This window comes from Comamonas composti DSM 21721 (assembly GCF_000429845.1).
GTDB lineage: Bacteria > Pseudomonadota > Gammaproteobacteria > Burkholderiales > Burkholderiaceae_C > Comamonas > Comamonas composti.
On record NZ_KE386971.1, the window covers coordinates 220,282 to 239,533 of the forward strand.

General features: G+C 63.4%; 18 protein-coding genes. 3 read left to right on the forward strand and 15 right to left on the reverse strand.

What is annotated here, in order from left to right; all coding sequences use genetic code 11:
• Positions 1–150: 150 nt before the first annotated feature.
• Positions 151–1,119, forward strand: coding sequence for a tRNA (adenosine(37)-N6)-dimethylallyltransferase MiaA (gene miaA, locus G486_RS0117985; RefSeq protein WP_027016772.1), 969 nt, complete (start codon positions 151–153; stop codon positions 1,117–1,119).
• Here the strand turns inward: miaA and G486_RS0117990 are convergent.
• The 8 genes from G486_RS0117990 to G486_RS0118025 all read right to left on the reverse strand — a co-directional run bounded on the left by G486_RS0117990 (position 1,116) and on the right by G486_RS0118025 (position 10,213).
• Positions 1,116–2,912 carry an acyclic terpene utilization AtuA family protein gene (locus G486_RS0117990; protein WP_027016773.1) on the reverse strand — a complete coding sequence of 599 codons (1,797 nt, stop codon included), beginning with the start codon at positions 2,910–2,912 and terminating at the stop codon, positions 1,116–1,118. The two genes, miaA and G486_RS0117990, sit on opposite strands and share 4 nt — an antisense overlap.
• 13 nt (positions 2,913–2,925) lie before the next feature.
• Positions 2,926–3,699, reverse strand: a complete 774-nt coding sequence (locus tag G486_RS0117995; protein WP_027016774.1) for an enoyl-CoA hydratase/isomerase family protein — start codon at positions 3,697–3,699, stop codon at positions 2,926–2,928.
• Positions 3,700–3,720: 21 nt separating this feature from the next.
• The gene (locus tag G486_RS0118000; RefSeq protein ID WP_051303661.1) at positions 3,721–4,974 is read right to left on the reverse strand and encodes a CaiB/BaiF CoA transferase family protein; all 1,254 of its coding nucleotides are present in this window, start codon (positions 4,972–4,974) and stop codon (positions 3,721–3,723) included.
• A 14-nt stretch (positions 4,975–4,988) separates the two neighbouring features.
• Positions 4,989–5,960 carry a Bug family tripartite tricarboxylate transporter substrate binding protein gene (locus G486_RS0118005; RefSeq protein WP_027016776.1) on the reverse strand — a complete coding sequence of 324 codons (972 nt, stop codon included), beginning with the start codon at positions 5,958–5,960 and terminating at the stop codon, positions 4,989–4,991.
• Complete coding sequence (locus tag G486_RS0118010) at positions 5,954–6,814, reverse strand: enoyl-CoA hydratase/isomerase family protein (protein WP_084455411.1); 861 nt, start codon at positions 6,812–6,814, stop codon at positions 5,954–5,956. The genes G486_RS0118005 and G486_RS0118010 overlap by 7 nt, the downstream gene beginning before the upstream one ends.
• Positions 6,815–6,830: 16 nt before the next feature.
• Positions 6,831–7,973 (reverse strand): porin, encoded by a 1,143-nt coding sequence (locus tag G486_RS23185; protein ID WP_051303662.1) that lies wholly within the window; start codon positions 7,971–7,973, stop codon positions 6,831–6,833.
• Between the two features lie 82 nt (positions 7,974–8,055).
• Complete coding sequence (locus tag G486_RS0118020) at positions 8,056–9,030, reverse strand: Bug family tripartite tricarboxylate transporter substrate binding protein (RefSeq protein WP_027016778.1); 975 nt, start codon at positions 9,028–9,030, stop codon at positions 8,056–8,058.
• A gap of 40 nt (positions 9,031–9,070) precedes the next feature.
• Entirely contained in the window at positions 9,071–10,213 is a 1,143-nt protein-coding gene (locus G486_RS0118025; protein WP_027016779.1) for a CaiB/BaiF CoA transferase family protein, read from the reverse strand.
• A 119-nt stretch (positions 10,214–10,332) separates the two neighbouring features.
• Between G486_RS0118025 and G486_RS0118030 the strand changes: the two genes are divergently transcribed.
• Positions 10,333–11,223 (forward strand): LysR family transcriptional regulator, encoded by an 891-nt coding sequence (locus G486_RS0118030; protein ID WP_027016780.1) that lies wholly within the window; start codon positions 10,333–10,335, stop codon positions 11,221–11,223.
• Here the strand turns inward: G486_RS0118030 and G486_RS0118035 are convergent.
• Entirely contained in the window at positions 11,220–11,999 is a 780-nt protein-coding gene (locus G486_RS0118035) for an AraC family transcriptional regulator (RefSeq protein ID WP_027016781.1), read from the reverse strand. The genes G486_RS0118030 and G486_RS0118035 overlap by 4 nt on opposite strands.
• A gap of 112 nt (positions 12,000–12,111) precedes the next feature.
• Here G486_RS0118035 and G486_RS0118040 point away from each other — a divergent pair, with 112 nt between their 5' ends.
• The gene (locus tag G486_RS0118040) at positions 12,112–12,933 is read left to right on the forward strand and encodes a sulfite exporter TauE/SafE family protein (RefSeq protein WP_156920098.1); all 822 of its coding nucleotides are present in this window, start codon (positions 12,112–12,114) and stop codon (positions 12,931–12,933) included.
• A 226-nt stretch (positions 12,934–13,159) separates the two neighbouring features.
• Here G486_RS0118040 and G486_RS23190 read toward each other — a convergent pair whose 3' ends face one another.
• The 6 genes from G486_RS23190 to trbF form a co-directional block, all read right to left on the reverse strand.
• Positions 13,160–14,188: a GGDEF domain-containing protein gene (locus G486_RS23190; protein WP_051303664.1), complete on the reverse strand. Its 1,029-nt coding sequence runs from the start codon at positions 14,186–14,188 to the stop codon at positions 13,160–13,162.
• Positions 14,189–14,416: 228 nt separating this feature from the next.
• Positions 14,417–15,925, reverse strand: coding sequence for a PIN domain-containing protein (locus tag G486_RS23775; RefSeq protein ID WP_169728621.1), 1,509 nt, complete (start codon positions 15,923–15,925; stop codon positions 14,417–14,419).
• A gap of 127 nt (positions 15,926–16,052) precedes the next feature.
• Positions 16,053–16,271 carry a DUF2274 domain-containing protein gene (locus G486_RS0118050; protein WP_027016783.1) on the reverse strand — a complete coding sequence of 73 codons (219 nt, stop codon included), beginning with the start codon at positions 16,269–16,271 and terminating at the stop codon, positions 16,053–16,055.
• Positions 16,268–17,545 (reverse strand): TrbI/VirB10 family protein, encoded by a 1,278-nt coding sequence (locus G486_RS0118055; RefSeq protein WP_027016784.1) that lies wholly within the window; start codon positions 17,543–17,545, stop codon positions 16,268–16,270. Before G486_RS0118055 ends, G486_RS0118050 begins: the two co-directional genes overlap by 4 nt.
• A gap of 2 nt (positions 17,546–17,547) precedes the next feature.
• Complete coding sequence (trbG, locus tag G486_RS0118060; protein ID WP_027016785.1) at positions 17,548–18,540, reverse strand: P-type conjugative transfer protein TrbG; 993 nt, start codon at positions 18,538–18,540, stop codon at positions 17,548–17,550.
• Positions 18,537–19,241: a conjugal transfer protein TrbF gene (gene trbF, locus G486_RS0118065; RefSeq protein WP_027016786.1), complete on the reverse strand. Its 705-nt coding sequence runs from the start codon at positions 19,239–19,241 to the stop codon at positions 18,537–18,539. The genes trbG and trbF overlap by 4 nt, the downstream gene beginning before the upstream one ends.
• Positions 19,242–19,252 lie beyond the last annotated feature (11 nt).

Consider the following 19,252-nt stretch of genomic DNA (forward strand, 5'->3'; position numbering starts at 1 on the left):
AGGACATTTTCGCCGGGGCCATTCGCCAAAGCCGCACGACTTGTCTGCTACGCTTTGGCGCTTGCACCGGCCCGGCCCCGGGCTGGCTCTGCGGCCAGAGCCCCGCACCACGCCCTGGCCTCTTCTCCATGCCTTGATCTTCTGCTGCCCATGTCCTGCCCCAAGCCTCCCTCCTGCCTGGCCATCGCCGGCCCCACCGCCTCGGGCAAGACCGCCGCCGCCCTGGCGCTGGCCGATGTGCTGGCGCGCAAAGGCCGGGCAGCGGAGATCGTCAGCGTGGACTCGGCCCTGGTCTACCGCGGCATGGACATAGGCACGGCCAAGCCCGATGCGCGCGAGCTGGCCACCTGCCCGCACCATCTGATCGACATCCGCGACCCTTTGCAGGCCTATAGCGCGGCCGAGTTCGTGCAGGATGCGAAGGCCCTGGTCGCACAGATCCATGCGCGCGGCGCCATTGCCCTGCTCGTGGGCGGCACCATGCTGTACTTCAAGGCCTTGCTGGACGGCATGGACGACATGCCGCCCGCCAACCCCGAGATACGCGCGCGCATCGATGCCCAGGCCACGGAGCGCGGCTGGCCGGCCATGCATGCCGATCTCGCACGCATCGACCCCGAGACCGCCGCCAGGCTGGCGCCCGCGGACAGCCAGCGCATCCAGCGCGCCCTCGAAGTCTGGATGATCTCCGGGCGCCCGCTGTCGAGCTTTCACACTATCAAAAAGAGAGCTTCCAGCGCAAGCCTGATAAGCGCTGGAGGCTTTTTCTCCTTGGAACCAGAGAACCGGGCCTGGCTGCACGAACGCATAGCCCGGCGCTTCGAGGCCATGCTGGCCTCGGGCTTTCTCGACGAAGTCCGGCGCCTGCGTGCACGCGGCGACCTGCATGCCGACCTGCCCTCGATCCGCTGCGTGGGCTACCGCCAGGCCTGGGAGAGCCTGGACGGCCTGCACAGCATGGACAGCCTCGGCGAGCGCGGCATCGCCGCCACGCGCCAGCTTGCCAAGCGCCAGATCACCTGGCTGCGCGGCATGGAGTTCCGCCATGCCGTGGCCTGCGATCAGCCCGCCGCCCAGGAGCGCCTGATCGAGGCGGCGCTGCGCGTGATCGGGGATTAGGAGCCGGCGCCGTCTGCGGCCAGCAGCCCGCAGGGTATGCGCACCGGCATGGCTAGGAGGATCTGGGCCATGCCCTTGCCCAGCGGGTCGTTGCGCAGCGAAGCCATGCCGCCGCCATCGAGCGCCGACTCGCAAACGAAGTTGAAGGCATCAAAGCCCGGCAGCTCATAGCGGGTGACGCTGCCTTGCACCAGATGCCCCAGCCAGGCCTTGACGCTCTGCGGGGTGACGGCCGCACGCAGCACGGGCAGATAACGGGGATGCCTGGCAATCAGGCCGATGTTGGAGATATCGCCCTTGTCTCCGCTGCGGCCATAGGCGAGGCGGATCAAAGGGACTTCGACCGCATCCTGCGCCTCGTCTGCCGGTGGGCTTTCCTCGGCCGGGCGGTCCGGCAGATCCAGCTCTCCGCCATCGGGAATCGGCACGGCCGTGCGCACGCCATCCATGAGGACGCTGGGATTGAGCGCGAACTTTTCCAGCAAAAAGCCATATTGCCGTATCGAGGGCGAGGGGCTGGGCCGCCCGCCTCCCGAGCCCGTGGTGCCAGGCGCCCAGCTCGTGCCGGCGGCCGCGATCTCGCGCGCGAACAGCTCCAGCGCCGCTTTCTCCTCGTGCATCACGGCCAGCCGCATCGTGGCTTCACGCGTCTGCCAGGTGCCTGCATGGGGGCCGAAGCAGGATTCGGTGCCCAGAACCTCGATGCGCGTGCGGCTGTAATCGGCCCAGCCATTGGCCTCAAACAGCTTGCGCGTGCGCGCCAGAATCGCCTCGGCCGTGCGCTGCGCCTTGGCTGCGGCATCCACCCCGACGATGGACAGCTGGGCATCGCAGCGATAGCCCTGCATGAAGGTGGCGCTGACCTTGTACGCTCCGCCGGGCGCATATCCGCGAGCACCGCTGACCAGCACCCGGTCCGGGCCTTGCTGCTGCAGCCGCACCTGAGTGAAGTCGCAGCGCACATCGGGCAGCAGATAGGCTGCAGGGTCGCCGATTTCATACAGCACCTGCTCGCCCACGGTCGCCGTGCTCACCAGCCCGCCCGTCGCATCGGGCTTGCCCACGAGAAAGCTGCCGTCCTCACGGCACTCGACGATCGGGTAGCCGATGTTGGCCCAGTCCGGCACGCTTTCCCAGTCGGTATGCAGGCCGCCGGTGGCCTGGCAGCCGCACTCCAGGATATGGCCAGCCAGGCTGCCCTGGGCCAGGCGGTCGTAATCATGGGCCTGCCAGCCGAATTCGTGCATCAAAACCCCCAGGGTCACGGCGCTGTCCACACAGCGGCCCGTGATCACGATCTGCGCGCCCTGGTCCAGGGCCTGGCGCACAGGCAGCGCTCCCAGATAGGCATTCGCGCTGATCACCCTGTCCGGCAGCGGCCGCCCTTTTTGCATGTCGCGCACGCCGGCATCGCGCAGCGCAGGCAACAGCGGCATCACATCGTCGCCCTCGACCACGGCGATCTTCACCGACAGGCCTTGCTCGGCGGCCAGCGCGGCAATGGCCTGGGCGCAGCCCTGGGGGTTGATGCCCCCGGCATTGCTGACCACGCGGATCCCGCGCTCCACGATCTCCTTGAGCAGGCCCTTCATGGTCACCGTCACAAAGTCCGTGGCATAGCCCATCTCGGGCTTGCGCATGCGGGCCGAGGCCAGGAGCGACATGGTCAGCTCGGCCAGGTAGTCGAACACCAGATAGTCCACCTTGCCGCTTTGCACCAGCTGCGGCGCACCGACGCTGCTATCGCCCCAGAAGCCCGAAGCGCCGCCGATGCGGATGTTTTTCTTGCTCATTGCTCAATCCTCTTTATCGTCCAGTCCACCGGGGCTGGCGTTTTTCGCGAAAAGCCAGCTGTCCCTCGGCCGCATCCTCGGTCAAGGCGAAAAGGCCGATCTGGCTTTCGGTGAAGGCCATGGACTGCTCGAACGGCATGGCCTCGATCTGCTTCATCAGGTAAAGCCCCCGGCGTATGGCTGCAGGCGACTTGTCCAGCACCCGTGCCAACAGCTGTTGCAGCCGGGCATCGAGATCATCCCCCACATCATTGACCAGGCCGCAGGCCAGGGCCTGGTGCGCGTCGATGGACTCACCTGTCACGCACAGCTCGGTCAGCAGACGCCGACCCATCAGACCCTGCAGCACGCTGAGCACCTGGGCCGGGAAGACGCCGACCTTGACCTCGGGCAGGCCGAAACGCGCATGCGAGGCCGCCACAGCCATGTCGCACATGGCCATCAGCCCCATTCCTCCGGCCATGCATGCCCCGTTGATGCGCGCGATCTTGGGCACATGGGTGGCCCGCGCCAGGCGCAGAAGATCGGCCAGGCCCTGGCTGGGCTCGGAATAGTCGAACTTGAAGGACTTTCCCGTCTGCAGATCGGCACCCGCACAAAAAGCCTTGTCACCCGCACCCGTGAGCACGATGGCGCGCAGCGAGCGGTCCTGCGCAGCCTGGGCAAAGGCCTCGCACAGCCCCTGGAGCACGCCCGGGCTCAAGGCATTGCGCCGCTCTTCGCGGCAAATGGTGAGCCACAGCACGCCGTCTTGCCGGCGTACATCGAGCTCCTGGTCTGCGTTCATTTTTTCCTGCGTCATCACATCTCACTTTGTCTTGGGTGCGGGCCTGGTCTTGTCCAGGGCCGCAACCAGGTTGTCGATCTCGGCCGGGTCATAGCCGGCCTCGGCCAGCACCTGCTGCGTGTGCTCGCCAAGCACGGGAACGGGGCGGCTGCGCGCCGGAGGCGTGCCCGACCATTCACTGGGCACGGCGGTCTCCAGAATGGCGCCGGCCACCGGATGCTCGGTCTGCCGGAAAAAGCCGGTCTCGGCAAGGTGCTCGTCCTCGAGCAGGCTCTCCAGGGTATGCATGGGAAAGATGGGTATCTCCGACTCGGGCAGCAGCTGCGTCCACTCGGCCGTGGTGCGCTGGGCCAGCTCATCGGCCACGAGCTCGTAAAGCGCATCTATGGCCTCGGTGCGCGCGCGGATGTTCTTGAAGCGCGGATCGGTATCCAGCAATCCGGCCTTGCCCACGGCCTCCAGGAACAGCGCCCAATGCCTGTCGGTGTAGATCAGGCAGCACACATAGCCATCCTTGGTCTTGTAAGGACGGCGATTGGGCGACATCAGCCGCGGATAGCCAAAGCCGCCCCTGGCCGGCGCAAAGGTGTGACCATAGAGATGGTCCCCCAGCACATAGGGAATCATGGTCTCGAACATTGGTATGTCGATGCTCTGCCCCAGGCCCGTGCGGTGGCGCGCATGCAGGGCCGCACAGATCACGCCAAACGCATACATGCCGACCGAGCGATCGGCAATCGTGATCGGCAGGTATTGCGGCTCGGTGCCGCCCGCCTGTCCGACCGCAGCCGCCAGGCCCGTGGCCGCCTGGATCATGTCGTCGAACGCAGCCTTGCCCGCATAAGGGCCGCGCTGGGAGAAGCCGACCATGCTCGCATAGATCAGGCGCGGATTGACCTGCGACAACTGCTCATACCCGAGCCCGAGCCGGCGCATGGCCGCAGGACGCACATTGGTCGCGAACACATCGGCGCTCTTTGCCAGATGCAGCAAGGCCTTGACGCCCTGCGGCGTCTTGAGGTCCAGCACCACGCTGCGCTTGTTGCGGTTCAAGCCCAGGAAAAGAGGCCCGAGGCCCTGCTCCCCGCCAGGCCCGATGGCGCGCGTGGAATCACCTACCGGGGCCTCGATCTTGATCACATCCGCCCCCAGATCACCCAGATACTGGGTTGCCGAGGGGCCCATGAACACCGTGGTCAGATCCAGCACCCGAACGCCGTCCAGCGGCCCCGCAGCGGCACTGGCCGAAGCCGGCCTGGCTTGCTCTGCAGTCATATCAACTCCCTGTCTCATTGCGGCTTGATACCTGCGCGCTGGAACGTGCTTTTCGCACGCTCGATCTCGGAGCGGATGAACTGGTTCATCTGCTCGGGGCTCAGGCTCTCGTAAAAGCCTGCATTCTCGGCAACGTATTTTTCGTACTCGGCGCTTTGCAGATAGGGGGTGAAGGCCTGTCTGAGCTTTTCAAGCACCGGCCCGGGTGTCCCGGCCTTTGCGAAGAAAGCGGCCCAGCCATTGAGCCGTATGTCGGGCAGGCCGGCCTCGGCCATGGTCGGGGTGGACGGCAGCGCCGAGACGCGCCGGCCCGAAGTCACGGCCAGGGCCTTGAGCATGCCCGAGCGGACCATGGGCATGGCCGCACCGCCGTCGACGATGGTGAAGTCCACATGGCCGCCCACAAGATCCATCATGGACTGGGCACTCCCCTTGTAGGCAACGTCACGGAAATCGAGCCCTGCCTCATGACGCAGCAGGTTCACGGCCAGTTGCTGGAAGGTACTGCCGGTCGCAGCCGTGTACTTTGCAGGCTCTTTGCGGATCAGCTCTATCAGCTGGGCTGCGCTGTCCACGCGCAAAGAAGGCCGGGCCAGCAGCACCATGGGCGCAAACACCACGGAGACCACGGGCACCATGTCCTTGATCGGGTCATAGGGCAGTTGCCTGAACAGCGCCGAGTTCACGCCGTGCGTGGTCCCGCCCGAGTACAGCAGGGTATGGCCGTCCGCCGGCGCACGCAGGAAGTCGTGCACGCCGATGAAGCTGTTTCCCCCGGGCTTGTTGTCCACGACAAAGGTCCAGCCCATGGCCTCGCCCACCTTGCTTGTCACATAACGCACGCTGTTGTCCGAGCCGCTGCCGCTGGCAAACGGCAGGACGACCCGGATGGGCTTGCCGGGAAAGTCGGGCTGCGCGAACGCGCTTGTTCCGCCCAGGGCACTGCCGGCCAGAGGCAGGGCCAGAAGATGGCGTCGGTTCAACATGTTTTGTCTCCTTGAAGTGAATTGCTTTTCTGCGCCGGCCACCTGAACAGCGGCGGCTGCTTGTTCACGAAGCGCTCGACCGCCTGCCGGTGGTAGGCGGTCGCAAAAGCCACGCCCTGGGCATTCGCCTCCAGCTCCAGCATGGCCTGCCAGTCGCTGGACAGCGAGGTGTTGAGCGCAGCCTTGGTCATGGCCACCGCCGAGCGTGACGCCGAGGCCAGGCTCTGGCCCAGTTGCAGCGCACGCGCCAGCGCCTGGCCCCGGGGCACGACCTCGGCGGCAATGCCCCAGGCCTGTGCCTGCCGGGCATCGAGTTCGCGCGCGCTGAGCATCAGCTCCTTGGCGCGCTGCACCCCCACAATGCGCGGCAGCGTGTAAAGCGCGCCGCTGTCGGGCACCAGGCCGACCCGCGCGAACGACATGCAAAAGCGCGCGCCCTCGGCCGCGATCACCAGATCGGCAAGCAGCGCCATGCCGAAGCCGCCGCCAAAGGCACAGCCCTCGACGGCGGCCAGCACCGGCTTGTCGCAGGTGTAGAGCGCGGACACGCTTTGCAAGGTCCGGCGCATGCGTTCACGCCCGGACTCGGCATTCATGCCGCCATCGGCATCCATGGAGCCGATGTCTCCACCTGCGCAGAAATGGCCGCCACGCCCGGTCAGAACAATGGCTTTCACGCCGTCGTCGCCGATGACCTGCGCCACGAGATGCGCGTATTGCGCGCGCATCTCCATGTCCATGGCATTGCGCCGCTCGGGCCGGTCGAAGGCGATCACCGCGACCGCTCCATGCAACTCCAGCTCCATGCCGGACTGTGCTGGAGCGGGCATCATGCGTTGGCTCTCATACGTCATGACTTGGATGCCGGCTTCAGAAGCTGTGCTTCACACCCAGGGCCAGCACATCGACCTTGGCGCCTGCAGCCCCGGCAGCAAAGGAGGTGTCGCTGCCCGTGACGCCGAACTGCCCGGTCGCATTGTTGCTGGAGCGGCTGTAGGAGGTATACAGCGATGTGCGCTTGGACAGGCCATGCTCGAAAACCGCGCCCACGACGGTGGCCCTTCTGTCCTTGCCGGAGGGATTGTCCTGGCGCAGCCTCTGGACCTGCAGCTTGACGGTGTTCACACCAAACGTATAGCCCGCTCCCAGCCAGGTGTCCTCACCCTTTTGCGGGGCGTTGACACGAAAGTGTCCGGCGGACAGCAGCCATGGGCCGGTTCTGTACTGGGCTCCGAAAATCAGGTCCTTGCGTGTACGCAGGCCCGTGAATTCCAGCGGGGCGCCGCCCACAGTCGGCAGCTTGATCTGCTGGTAGGCCGCGCTCAGCACCAGACCACCCGTGCTGAAGTCTGCGCCCACACCATAAAGCGTATGCGCATCCTTGGGCGGATTGCCCGCGCCTCCCGGGCTTTCAGCACCAAAGCCATAGGCCGCGCGCAGGCGCAGGCCGCCGAGCTGAGGCGAGGTATAGAAGACGCCATTGCTCATGCGCGCCAGGCGCTCCGAGCCACCAGCCAGAGAAAGCAGGCCCTGGACATTGCCAAGATAGGCGAGCTTGAGGGTATCCGTTGCCAGAGCCGTGTAATACATGGGCGTGTAGTCGCGCCCCAGCAAGACGGTTCCCCAGTCCGACTGCAGGCCGACATGGGAGCGGCGGTTGAAGCCGCCGGTCGAAGGCAGTCCCCCAGGAGCTGACGGTGTGGCCGAAGCATAGTTGCCGGTAAAGGTCTTCAAGGCTCCGCTGTCGGCCTCCAGCCCCATCTCCAGCTGGAACAAGGCCTTGAGGCCGCCCCCCAGATCTTCCTGACCCCGCAAGCCTATGCGCGAGCCTGTGCCCACCCCCGAGGACAGGCCGGTGACCCGGCCCGAGCCGCGTGCGCCGTTGTCGCTGGAAGTCACGCTCAGATCGAGAAAGCCGTAGAACGCAAGATTGCTCTGGGCCTGGGCGCCAAGCGCGCAGCACAGTGCCGTCGCGCCCAGCAGCACGGGGCGCGGCCATGATGGAAAAGCCATTTTTGTCTCCTTTGGATTTTATGAATGAGCCCTTGTTTTTCGACCAGTACGCTCTGTTGGTCGGGTGCACTGCACAGGCCTGTTATTCAGGCTGGATTCCTGCCTCTCGGATGATGCGTCCCCATTTCCTGGACTCGGCCGCCTGGAACCGGGCCAGGCCCTGCGGGCTGCTCAGGGCGATCTCACCGCTGGCCTTGAGCTGGAAATTCCTGACCTCGGCAGAGGCCGAGACTTTCGCCAGCAACTGGTTGAACCTCTCCACGATGGCTGCAGGTGTGCCTGCAGGCATGTAGGCGGCGGTCCAGTAGCTCATGTCATAGCCTGCGACCCCTGATTCATCCACGGTGGGAATGTCTGGCGCCACGGCCATTCTTTGACGCCCGCTGGCCGCCAGCGCGCGCAGCTTTGCAGCCTGGACCTGGGGCAGTGCCGTAGGCGCATCGGCGAACATGAAGTCCACTTGCCCTCCCAGAAGGTCGGTGATCGCCATGGGGTTGCTCTTGTAGGGCACATCCACCATCTCCACCGCAGCCAGCTGCTTGAGCAGCTCGCTGGCCACGCGACTGGAAGAGGAGCCACTGCCGAAGTTGAGCTTGCCAGGGCTTTTTTTCGCCGCCGCAAGCAGATCGGCCAGTGTCTTATAAGGCGAGTCGGTGCGCACGAGCAACAGCATCTGGCCCTTGGACAACAGGCTGACCGGGGCAAAATCCTTGACCGGATCGTAGGGCAGGCTTTTGAACAAATGCTCATTCGCCGCCTGGGTCGTGTTCGTGGTGATGAGCACCGTATAGCCGTCGGGAGCAGCCTTGGCCACATGCTGGGCTGCAATCAGACCGCTGGCACCGGCCTTGTTCTCGACGATCACGGGCTGCCTGGTGTCGTCGCTGAGCACTTGGGCGAGCACGCGCGCCTGCTGGTCGGTGCCGCTGCCTGCGGCAAACGGCACCACCAGGGTCATGGGCTTGCTCGGAAAGCCCGGCTGGGCCCGAGCGCCCGGCACGATGGCCGCCATTGCGGCCGCACACAGCATGGCAATACGCCAACGGGGGTGGATCATGTTGCTGTCTCCTTTTTTATCGGCTGAGTGATGAGGCGAGTCATGAGGCTTTCGCAGCCGCAAGCCCGTAGAGCGCGTTGTGCTCCCCTAGGCGCGGCGCCGGGGCCGAGATCCCTGGACGGGCACCATCGAAAGACAGGGGCAGAGCGGTGAGGCAAAAGTCTTGGCCGGGCACGGGGGCCAGCATGTCCTGGGCCTTTACCTGGGGAGTGGCCAAGGCCTCGGGCACATCGTGGATGGGCGCACACGGCACGCCCTCGGCCTCGAACAGCGCCACCCATGCGGCCCTGGAGCGCTTGCGCAAGGCCGGCTCCAGATCGGCGAGCAGCGCCGCCTTGTTCTGCAGCCGCGCACGGTTGCTCATGAAACGCGGATCCTCCAGCCACTGGCTGCATCCCAGCACCCGGGCCAGCTTGGCAAACAGGCGGTCATTGCCACAGCAGACCAGCAGCGGGCCATCGGCCGTTTCAAAGGCCTCATAGGGCACAAAGCCCGGATGGCCCGAACGATGGCGCTGCGGCAGGTGGCCCTCGTTCAGAAAGGCATCGCTCTTCTGGGCACTCCAGGCCAGCGCCGTTTCCAGCAGCGAGGTCTGCAGCAGGCCGCCACGCCCGGTCTGCGCGCGCCGGTGCAGCATGGACAGAACACCAATCACCAGCCACATCCCGCTGCCCTGATCGCATATCGAGGCACCCGCGCGCAGCGGCGGGTCATCGGGCCCGCCATTGAGGCTGGACAGGCCGCTGAAGGCCTGGATCAGGGGCTCGTATCCCGGGCGCAAGGCCATGGGCCCACGATGCCCGAAGGCGGAGATCTCCCCATAGATCAGGCGCGGATGACGAGCGCAAAGCGAAGGGCCGTCCAGGCCCAAGGCCTTGGGCACATCGGGGCGCAAGTTGTGGATCAGCACATCGGCCCTGGCCACCAACGTCTCGAATGCCTCAAGCCCCTCACGCGAGCGCAAGTCCAGCGCCACCGAGCGCTTGCCGCGATTGAAGACATGGAAGTTCAGCGCATCGCCCTGACGGAACTCTGCCCCCATGCGACGCCCGTCATCACCGCCCTCGAGGCGCTCGATCTTGATGACCTCGGCACCCAGATCAGCAAATATCGCCCCCGCAAAAGGACCGGCCAGCACCTGCCCAAGCTCGACGACGGTCACACCTTCCAACGGCCCTGTCATTGCTGCACATCCTCTTCATTAGCTGTATGCGAAGGCAGTTTAGTCAGCGCTCATCTATATTGGAATCTATTCAATTCTTTATCTGTGATAAATTTTATGGATCAATCAAACAGACTTTCATGCGCATCAACCTAAGCCTTCAGCAGCTGGAAGCCGTGGTCCGCATCGCGGAGGCGGGCAGCTTTCGCGCCGCAGCGCGGCAGCTGGACATCTCCCAGCCCGCACTGAGCCGCACCCTGCGCCTCGCAGAAGAAACCCTGGGCATGCGGCTTTTCGATCGGGATACGCGGCATGTGAGCATCACGCCAGCCGGCGAAGAGCTGTTGCACATTGCACGCCGCGTGCTGCGCGACTTCGACAGCGCCCTTGGTGAGCTGGGGCATTTCATGCAAGGCCACCGCGGCCGGATCACGGTGGCAGCCCTGCCCTCGATCAGCGTCGCCCTGCTGCCGCAGGCCATTGCGGGCTTCAGGCGCGAGTATCCCGAAGTCGAGTTCAGGCTTCTGGAGCTACCCGCCGAGCCCTTGCTGGCAGCCATCGAGGACGGCCATGCCGACTTCGGCCTGTGTACCAAACCCGCTCAGGACCAACGCCTCAAATACCAGCACCTGTGCAACGATCCGATGATGCTGCTTTGCCGAGCGGGCGACCCATTGGCTGCCAGCAACAGCCTGCCCTGGAGCGCCTTCATGGGACGCGACTACCTGACCGTGCAGGCAGGCAGCAGCATCAGAAGCATCGTGGACCCGGTCTTCATCCGCAAGCGCCTGCAGGTGCAGCCGGTCATGGAAACTGCAAGCGTCGCCGCCTGCTGCGCGCTGGTCAAGGCCGGCTTCGGGGTGACGGCCCTGCCCCGCTTCGCCCTGGGCCTGGCGGACATGCAGGACCTCGTGGCCGTGCCCTTGTCCCAGCCAGCCGTGTCAAGGCCCATAGGCCTGGTCACCCGCATCGGGCGCTCGCTCTCACCGGCAAGCCAGCGCTTCATCGACCGCATGAGCCGGCAAGATTAGTGCGCCGGGCTGAGGGCGCGCGCAAAACCCGAGGGCGGCTGGCCCAGCTGTCTCTTGAACATGGTGGAGAAGGCGCTGGGGCTGTCATAGCCCAGGTCCAGCGCCACCTCGGTCACGCTGGCCCCAGCCGCGAGCCTGGACAAGGCCGCCATGAGACAGGCCTGCTGGCGCCATGCACCAAACGACATGCCGGTCTGCTGGCGAAACAACCGCGTAAAGCTTCTAGGGCTCTTGCACAGCTCCCGCGCCCAATCCTCGGGGCTGGCGCGGATATGCGGAGACTGCATGAAGGCCTTGCACAGACCCGCAAGCCTCTCGTCTTCTGGCATGGGAGCGAACAGCGGCATGGTCGGGGCCAGGGCGATCTCATGCAGCAGGAGTTGCACCAGGGCACCATCGCGCCCCTGCTCCTCATAAAGCGCAGGCAGATCTGCGGAGGCCAGCAGCAATTGGTGCAAAAGCGCTGAAACAACCAGTACCTCGCAATGCCTGCCCGTACGCGGCACGGCCGCAGGCTCTATGTAGAGACTGCGCGTGCTCACGCCCTGCATGCGCACCTGGTGCGGCTTGCCCGCAGGAATCCAGACCCCGCTGAACGGTGGAATCACCCAGGCGCCATCCGAGGTCTCGACCTCCATGAGACCGCTCATTCCATACAGCATCTGGGCCCGCCTGTGGGAATGCATATTCAGCAGGCTGCCGTGCGCATAGTCCGTGCCTATGGCCAGCACCGCACGATCCACGGCATCCACGCTCTTCAATGCAATGTTTCGCATACCTCAGTGCCAGACGCGAGTCTGGCCGAATCTCAAACATCAATGACCCATCTTCGAATGCGGGCCAACTCATGGCCGCCTATTGTGTAGCTTTCCCCATTCCGTTACGCCAATCATGTATTTCATCTTGCTGCTGTTCGGCCTGCTGGCCGGAATCACCACCGTTCTGTTCGGCTTTGGTGGCGGCTTTGTCGTCGTTCCGCTTTTGTACTCGGTGCTGCTGACCACCTACGGTCCGCACAGTGCCATTGGCGAGGCCGCCATGCATGTGGCCGTTGCCACCTCGACCTGCGTGATGATTTTTGCGGCCTCCATGGCCACGCTGCGCCATCACAAGGCCGGCACGCTGCAGTGGGAGCAGGTGCGCCCCTTGATGGCCTTCATGGCCGTGGGCGCAGCCCTGGGCGCATTCGCCGCCACGCGCTTTGGTGGAGACTGGCTGCGCTGGGCCTTCATCGCCTATCTGGGACTGACGATTCTGGACAGCCTGCTGCGCTCGGGATTCCTGCGCCAGCCCGACGCCTCAGCACAGCGCATGTCTCCCATCAGCCGTCCCCAGGCAGCGGGCTTCGGTCTGGTCATAGGCGCGATTGCCGCCTTTCTGGGCGTGGGCGGCAGCGTGATGACCGTCCCGCTGATGCGCAGGCGTGGCGCCAGCATGACGGCGGCAACCGCCATGGCCAATCCCCTGTCCCTGCCCATGGCCGTGACCGCCAGCCTGAGCTATGCGCTGCTGACCTCGCGCGACATGGCGCCGCTGGGCAACTGGTATGCAGGCTATGTGGACCTTGCGGCCTGTCTGGCGCTGGTGGCCGGCTCCTGGCTGGGCATCCGCCTCGGCGGCCTCTGGATTGGCAAGATTGCCGACCGCACCCATGCCCGCGCCTATATCGGCCTGCTGAGCCTGGTGCTGCTGGTAATGCTCATCGTCTAGCCCCCGGCACTGGAGGTTCGCTAAGAGCGTGTTCACGATCCCCTCGCGGCGCGCCAACGTAGAGATCATGAACACGCTCTTAGCGCGGACCGACACCTGCAAACATACAAGCGGGTCTAAATCACGAGTCGCGGCAGGCATCCACCAGCCATGGTCACGGCGATGGCATGGGGATTCGGAGGCGACCTCAACAAGCCCCCATTTGAGGCCCCGGCCTACGGGTACTTCAGGACATGGCCACGGCCTCAAACCCTTCGCAGACCACGCGGTTGCGCCCCGAATGCTTGGCCTCATACATCGCCTGGTCGGCACGCTGCTGCAGACGCTCCAGCAGTGGCGGCGGATCGCAATGAGCAGGGCTGCAGCTCACGCCTATGCTGGCGGTCACGCGCAACACCTGCTCATGAAACGAGATGGGCAGGCTCTCCAGCGCCGCACGTATGTTCTCGCCCACATTGCGCGCGCTTTCCAGGGCCGTGTTCGGCAGGAAGATAGAGAACTCCTCTCCGCCGACCCGGCCCAGCAGATCGCTTTCGCGCAAACACTCCCTGAGCACCATGCCGGCCTGACGCAGCACATGATCGCCCATTGCATGGCCATAGTTGTCATTGATGCTCTTGAAATGGTCGAGATCCACAAACAGCACGGATACCGGCAGGCCCAGGCGCTGGCACAGGTGAAGCTGGGCGTTCGACTGCTCGTAATAGGCACGCGCATTGAGCGCGTGCGTCAGCGGGTCATAGCTGGCAAGAAGCTGCAAGGCCTGCTGCTGCTCCTGGAGACGGTCATAGAGATAGTAAAAGCGGGCCACATAGATATGCCCCATCAGAGCACTCGCAAACATGGTGAAGCACAGGGTCTCGTACACATTCGGATAGGCCGAGAGATCCAGCCGGCCCAGCAGCCACAGGCTTGCCCCCAAGGTCAGCCCCAGGGTGCCCCAGCCCCAGATGCGGCCCAGCATGATGAAAGCGCCTATCACCTGCAGGATCAGCCATATGGGCAGCAATGGATCTGGTGGCAGCCACAATGCCGTCACACACAGGTTGGAGCAATAGAACAGGCCCGTGCGCAGACTGGTGCCCACCAGCTGACGCGGATGCCGCCGTATCCAGGCCCAGTGCAGCAGGTGGATCAGGGTAAAGCCGACCCAGCAGACCGCCACGATGGGAAGATAGGGCTGGCCTTTGGACATCAGGTGAAAGAACAGCATCAGCGCCATGTTGCAGACCGCTGCGCTCAGCGCAACGGCCACAAAAAAGGGCCGGTGTCAAGCCTTTCGTGCAAATCACGAGAGGCTTGAAACCATATATGGGGCAATAGGTTAGCTCTGTTTCGTGCCGCTTTCAGGGGGTGCAGCGTTACAGGCTGGGAGCCACGTAAGAGCCTTGGGAAAGCAAGCCGAGGCGCGCTGCAGCGACGAAGTTTTGCAAAGCACAAGCAGGCACCCAGTCATCATAGCTCACTCCTTCACGCCACTGAATTAGCCGAGCTGCTCAATCAGTTCGGTCGCCTTTTCCCAAGTGTTCCCTATCCTGACGGATACCTTAATCGGAATTGCCTTCTTGATGGGGTCTGTAAGATTCGATGCATGAATCTCCACATGCAACGCCCCTACACACTCATCCCTATCAAATGGTGAAATAATCTCGAATTCAAACGATTCGGGCTCTGTACGGTGCCGCCATTGTTCGCAGGTGAGTTCAGTCCCGGGCCTTGGGTGTTCCGGGCGTGCACCCGTTTTCCAATAGAAGGCATCAGGTTCGCGGGGAGTAGGAAACGCGGGGGGATTGATAAGAGGCGTTAGGGGTCGCACCATTGAGGACAGTATTCCTGCTCGGTTCATTGCCCCCATCAAACTACTGACACTAGTTCTCTTCCAATGGCCAGTTGGCACAGATGGCCGACGCGGCAGTGCAATACGGCGGCTGGCCATTTCAATTTCTCGACTTAGGTTTTCGTCGTCATCAAGACTCTCTGATACATCGTCTTCTTGGGGCAGCTTCAGCAATAAGCCACCACCACGAAGATAAAATACTACTCTCACTCCCTCAGCAGGACGTGAACCTTCGTTGAGTAAATCCACTTCGATTCTTGGCAGTTCTTTAGCACCATGGAGTTGGTGATGCAATTCGCGGAAACATGTCTCACAGCTCGACAGCCAATCTGGATATTGCTCATTCTGGTAGAGAGTTATTTCTTCATCGGATGCAGGGACAAACTCCTCCCGCCCATAAAGTGCATCAATTCCGCTTAGTCCGAGCCCCGGGCGGCGCTCTGCTTTTTCTCGTGAGCCGAAATCAGTTGCCGCTGGAAATCGTTCCTTAAGCGTCGTCATCAATGATTGTATTTGTTCTTCCGTCAAAGGTTGAAAGCGCTCCACGCCGAACTCCCATGGTTCCCCATGTGGCTGGATAACGCACATCGGCTCAGCGCTTTTCAAGCGTTTGACTTCCCCCTCCAGTGCTCGTAAGCGCTTTTGATCCTCGTCACCCTCGGCGGGAAGCAACCAATCTGACGGCACCCGATGAAACGGGACGCCTACACGACGCGCACTCATCAATGGCCCATTGTCATTCGATAACAGGGCAACAGGCCGTCCTTCTTGAGCATTTAAAAACGCTGAAACGATACCCACGATGGAATCATCAGCCTGGGTAAAATCTAAGTCGTCTTGAAGAGAGGGATTTGGCCTGAGCTCAGGCATAGCAACTAAGGTTACTATCGGCCGCGCCCTCTCGCCTGAAAGTTCAACGTGAGGTGAATCAATGAGTCGGCCAATTAAGCTATTGGCGGCTCGCGCACGTTTAGCCAAACGGCCCTGTCCTCCTTTTTGTCTATCAATTTCTCTTATTACTGGTGCAACAAGCACGACGACAATGGCATCCCACTCTGGAAATGCTGTACTCCAAGGCAGCTCGTGAAGGTGTCTACATTGCATGAACACATTAGTGTCTGGAATGAGGTGAAGTGTCTTGTGTGTGGCAGGCATCGAGGCGGCGTCCAAGGGGGCTTTCGAACGAGCAAGGTTTCAGGACTCATGTCATGACAATTCTGCATAGTTCCTTGCAACTTATAAATGCCATTTAATCACCAAAAAGGTACCTGTCGCCCTGGAATCAGGAGGTTTTCTTCTTGAACCCCCGATCCCCCGCCATGAACGCCTCCAGCATGTGCGGAATCAGTGTCGTCGCATCGACCGCTTCGCCATAAGTCTGCGCATGAAGTGCGGCGTAGCGGTCAAGATCGGCTTTCAGGCTCGCCGGGCAGGCGAAGGTCAGTTTGACGCTTTCGGTCTTGGGTAGCGGCCCCAGCCGCAATTTCCTAGTCGTGCTCATCTCGAAGTCCCCTTGTTGAAAAAGAGCGGCTGGTACGGGCGGAGTACCAGATCGCGACCGATCACGATACGCACCGGAATTCCAGGCCGGATCGTCAGCGTGGGCTGGATGTTGAGGTTGCGCCGGGTCACTTCCTGGCCAACCTGATTCACGGTGTCCTGCAGGCTGTCGCGTCCGGCGATGATGACGCGATCACCATTCCGACGATTCTCGGGCGCAGCCAGCTCGGCTCCCACGCCCAGCAAGGTGGTCATGACCGCGCCAGCAAATATCCGATCCCAATGCCAGTCCACATCGTCTTCCAGACCGGCATAGCCTGCTGGGTCGGTGCCGACCAGGTTGTCGAGCGTGAGCGATGAGGTATCGGGCAGGATGATGCGGTTCCACATTACCTGCACACGGCTCTGTCCGTAGCTGACCTGGCTGTTGTACTTGCCCAGGATGCGCGAGCCCTGCGGGATCAGCAGAAACTTGCCGGTCGCCGTGTCATAGACCGGCTCCGTCACCGTGGCGATGACATCGCCTGGCAGGTCGGACTTGATGCCCGTAACCAGCGCCCCAGCAATCACGGTTCCAGCCATGACCTGATATGGCGATGTCGGCATTTGCAGGTTGCCGGAATTACGGGTTTCTACAGAACCGCCTGTCAGGAACGCTTCTTTCTGGTCTTGCCGGTTCTGCACAGCAGTCGGGTCGGCAGGCTGAGCCGCCGTCGAGGCCGGGCCAGCGGCGAGCGGATCGAAAGCAGCATTGGCGGCGAAGCCAGGCGCGGCAGCGACTTGCGACTGCGCCACTGGCGCAGCCTGCGGGGAGCCGGCGCGGAAAAACACCGACGAAGCTGCAGCCGCTTCTTCCTCCTTGCGCAGCGCATCGTTGGGGTCGTAGCCCGGCGCGGCATAGGTGGCGGCGACCGGCTGTTGTGAATTGACGATGGCTGGCCCCAAATCACCCGGCAATGGTGGGCCCAGCTCCGGCACATCGGGCGGCAGCGCTGGCAGCTTTGAATAGTCTGTCGGCAGCGCATCCAGTCCTTCGGAGCGCGAGACGCGATCCACGTTGTACAGCTCGGTGGATTCGCCCGCGCCGCGTTGCTGCGGTTGCAGCGACCAGATCAGCGCGCCCATCACGCCAACCGATAAGCCGCCTGCGAGCATGGCCAGCGTACGCCGGTTCAAGCGCGTGACCGGGCGCGGCTGAGCACGCAGCGCTACCGCCTCGGGTGCTACCTTGCCCGCCTGCGGCGTGGTAAGGTCGGGAATGTCATCCTGGCTCATGCTCAGTTCCTCCCGGCGATGCCATCCGTGCGCTCGATGCGCACCACGTCGCCCTTGTCGGCTCCCAGGCGCAGTTCGGCTGCACCGAACAGGCGATCCACGATGTAGTACGGCGAGCGGAAGCGATAGTTCACCAGTTGCCCGTCGCCCTGTGCGCCGATGACAAACAGCGGCGGCAGCTCGCCTTGGGCGATGCCTGCCGGGAACTGGATATACACCTTCTCGCCATCGTCGAAAGCGCGCAGCGGCTTCCATGGTGGATTACTACCGCTGATCGCGTAGCGGAAACGGATTTTCTCCAGCGAGAGACCGGTATCGACCGGCGCGGCGGCGCTGGCGGCCTCCGCCTGGCGCTGCAAGGCCAGCATCCGATCCTTGGGATAGTCCCAGGACACCGATGCCATCCATGCCTTGTCGGTCGAAGTCAGTTCCAGCAGGTACGTCCTGCGGCTGGTGGTGATGACCAGATTGGTCTTCAACCCGGAGCGAATAGGCTTGACCAACACATTGACGCGCAGATCGGCACCGCTGCCGCTGGACGTGTCGCCCACGATCCAGCGCACCGTGTCACCCGCAGCGACCGTTACCAGTTCCTCGCCGGGCTGGAGCGCGATCACCGTCACACGGCCCACGGACGCATAGACTTGGTACAGCGCGCCGTCGGTGAATGGCCAGACCTGGATTGCATTGACGTAGCCCTCGCGGGTCGGCGCGATACGCGCTTCAGCATTGGCACGCGAGACGCGCACCTTCTCGTCGGCAGGCTCCGGTGCCGTTGGGGTTGCATCGACCTCCGGCAGCGGCTTTAACTGCGCAGGCAACGCCAAGGGCTCAGGCATCGTCACGACTTCGATGGGCTTGGGCGGTTCGGGCAATGGCTGCGCTTGCACCGCTTCATCGAGCGAGATCACCGGCGGCGGTTTGCCCTGCGTGGCGCAGCCTGCCAAGGCAAGAAACAACAACGGCAAAGCGTAAAAACGGAAAGGCACACTCATGGCTTCACTCCTTCAGAAGAATCCAGTTCACGGCTCCAAGACAGGCCATTGACGTAGATGCCCAGCGGGTTGCGGCGCAGGCGTTCTTCGGTACGCGGGGTCTGCTGCACGATGGACACCACTGCCGTCCATCGCTCCAGGCCAGCAGCCGCCCCCTTGACGTAGCGGCGTTCTGTCCAGCGCACGTTGAACGACGCATCGCTGGCGCGAACCACGCTGGTGATCTGCACCGTCACCGATTCCTTGCCGATGCGGGCGAACGGATCATTGGTGCGGGCGTAGTCGTTCAGCACTGCCGCACCCCGGTCGGTGGTGTAGTCGTAGGCATCGAGCCAGTTCTGCCGCACAACGATCGGGTCGATTGACAGTGAGCGCACCAGCGTCATGAAGCGCGCGATGTGGTGCGCGGTCTGCGCATCGGTGGGCCGGTACGGCGTGGCCGCTTCGCCCACGGTGCGCACCTGGCCGGACTGATCGACCTCGATGACATAGGGCGTGACGATGGACTGGGCCGAGCGCCACACCAGGCCACCGGCCATCAGCAGCGCGAGCATCAGGCAGCCAAAGGCCATCAGCCGCCAGTTCTTGGCCTGCACCCGGGCCGAGCCGATGCGCTCGTCCCAGACTTGGGCAGCGGATTGGTATGGAGTTGCAGGCTGCGGCGTATCGGCATAGCGCACCTGAGGTCGTTTGAATCGCATGGAGTTCTCCT

Coding starts and splice junctions, on each gene's coding strand:
- G486_RS0118020 (WP_027016778.1), bottom strand. CDS start 9,030: ATGATCCACCCCCGTTGGCGTATTGCCATGCTGTGTGCGGCCGCAATG.
- miaA (WP_027016772.1), top strand. CDS start 151: ATGTCCTGCCCCAAGCCTCCCTCCTGCCTGGCCATCGCCGGCCCCACC.
- trbG (WP_027016785.1), bottom strand. CDS start 18,540: ATGAGTGTGCCTTTCCGTTTTTACGCTTTGCCGTTGTTGTTTCTTGCC.
- G486_RS23185 (WP_051303662.1), bottom strand. CDS start 7,973: ATGGCTTTTCCATCATGGCCGCGCCCCGTGCTGCTGGGCGCGACGGCA.
- G486_RS0118005 (WP_027016776.1), bottom strand. CDS start 5,960: ATGTTGAACCGACGCCATCTTCTGGCCCTGCCTCTGGCCGGCAGTGCC.
- G486_RS0118030 (WP_027016780.1), top strand. CDS start 10,333: ATGCGCATCAACCTAAGCCTTCAGCAGCTGGAAGCCGTGGTCCGCATC.
- G486_RS0118050 (WP_027016783.1), bottom strand. CDS start 16,271: ATGAGCACGACTAGGAAATTGCGGCTGGGGCCGCTACCCAAGACCGAA.
- G486_RS0118035 (WP_027016781.1), bottom strand. CDS start 11,999: ATGCGAAACATTGCATTGAAGAGCGTGGATGCCGTGGATCGTGCGGTG.
- G486_RS0118010 (WP_084455411.1), bottom strand. CDS start 6,814: ATGACGTATGAGAGCCAACGCATGATGCCCGCTCCAGCACAGTCCGGC.
- G486_RS0117990 (WP_027016773.1), bottom strand. CDS start 2,912: ATGAGCAAGAAAAACATCCGCATCGGCGGCGCTTCGGGCTTCTGGGGC.
- G486_RS0118000 (WP_051303661.1), bottom strand. CDS start 4,974: ATGACTGCAGAGCAAGCCAGGCCGGCTTCGGCCAGTGCCGCTGCGGGG.
- G486_RS23775 (WP_169728621.1), bottom strand. CDS start 15,925: ATGCCTGCCACACACAAGACACTTCACCTCATTCCAGACACTAATGTG.
- trbF (WP_027016786.1), bottom strand. CDS start 19,241: ATGCGATTCAAACGACCTCAGGTGCGCTATGCCGATACGCCGCAGCCT.
- G486_RS0118055 (WP_027016784.1), bottom strand. CDS start 17,545: ATGAGCCAGGATGACATTCCCGACCTTACCACGCCGCAGGCGGGCAAG.
- G486_RS0118025 (WP_027016779.1), bottom strand. CDS start 10,213: ATGACAGGGCCGTTGGAAGGTGTGACCGTCGTCGAGCTTGGGCAGGTG.
- G486_RS0117995 (WP_027016774.1), bottom strand. CDS start 3,699: ATGAACGCAGACCAGGAGCTCGATGTACGCCGGCAAGACGGCGTGCTG.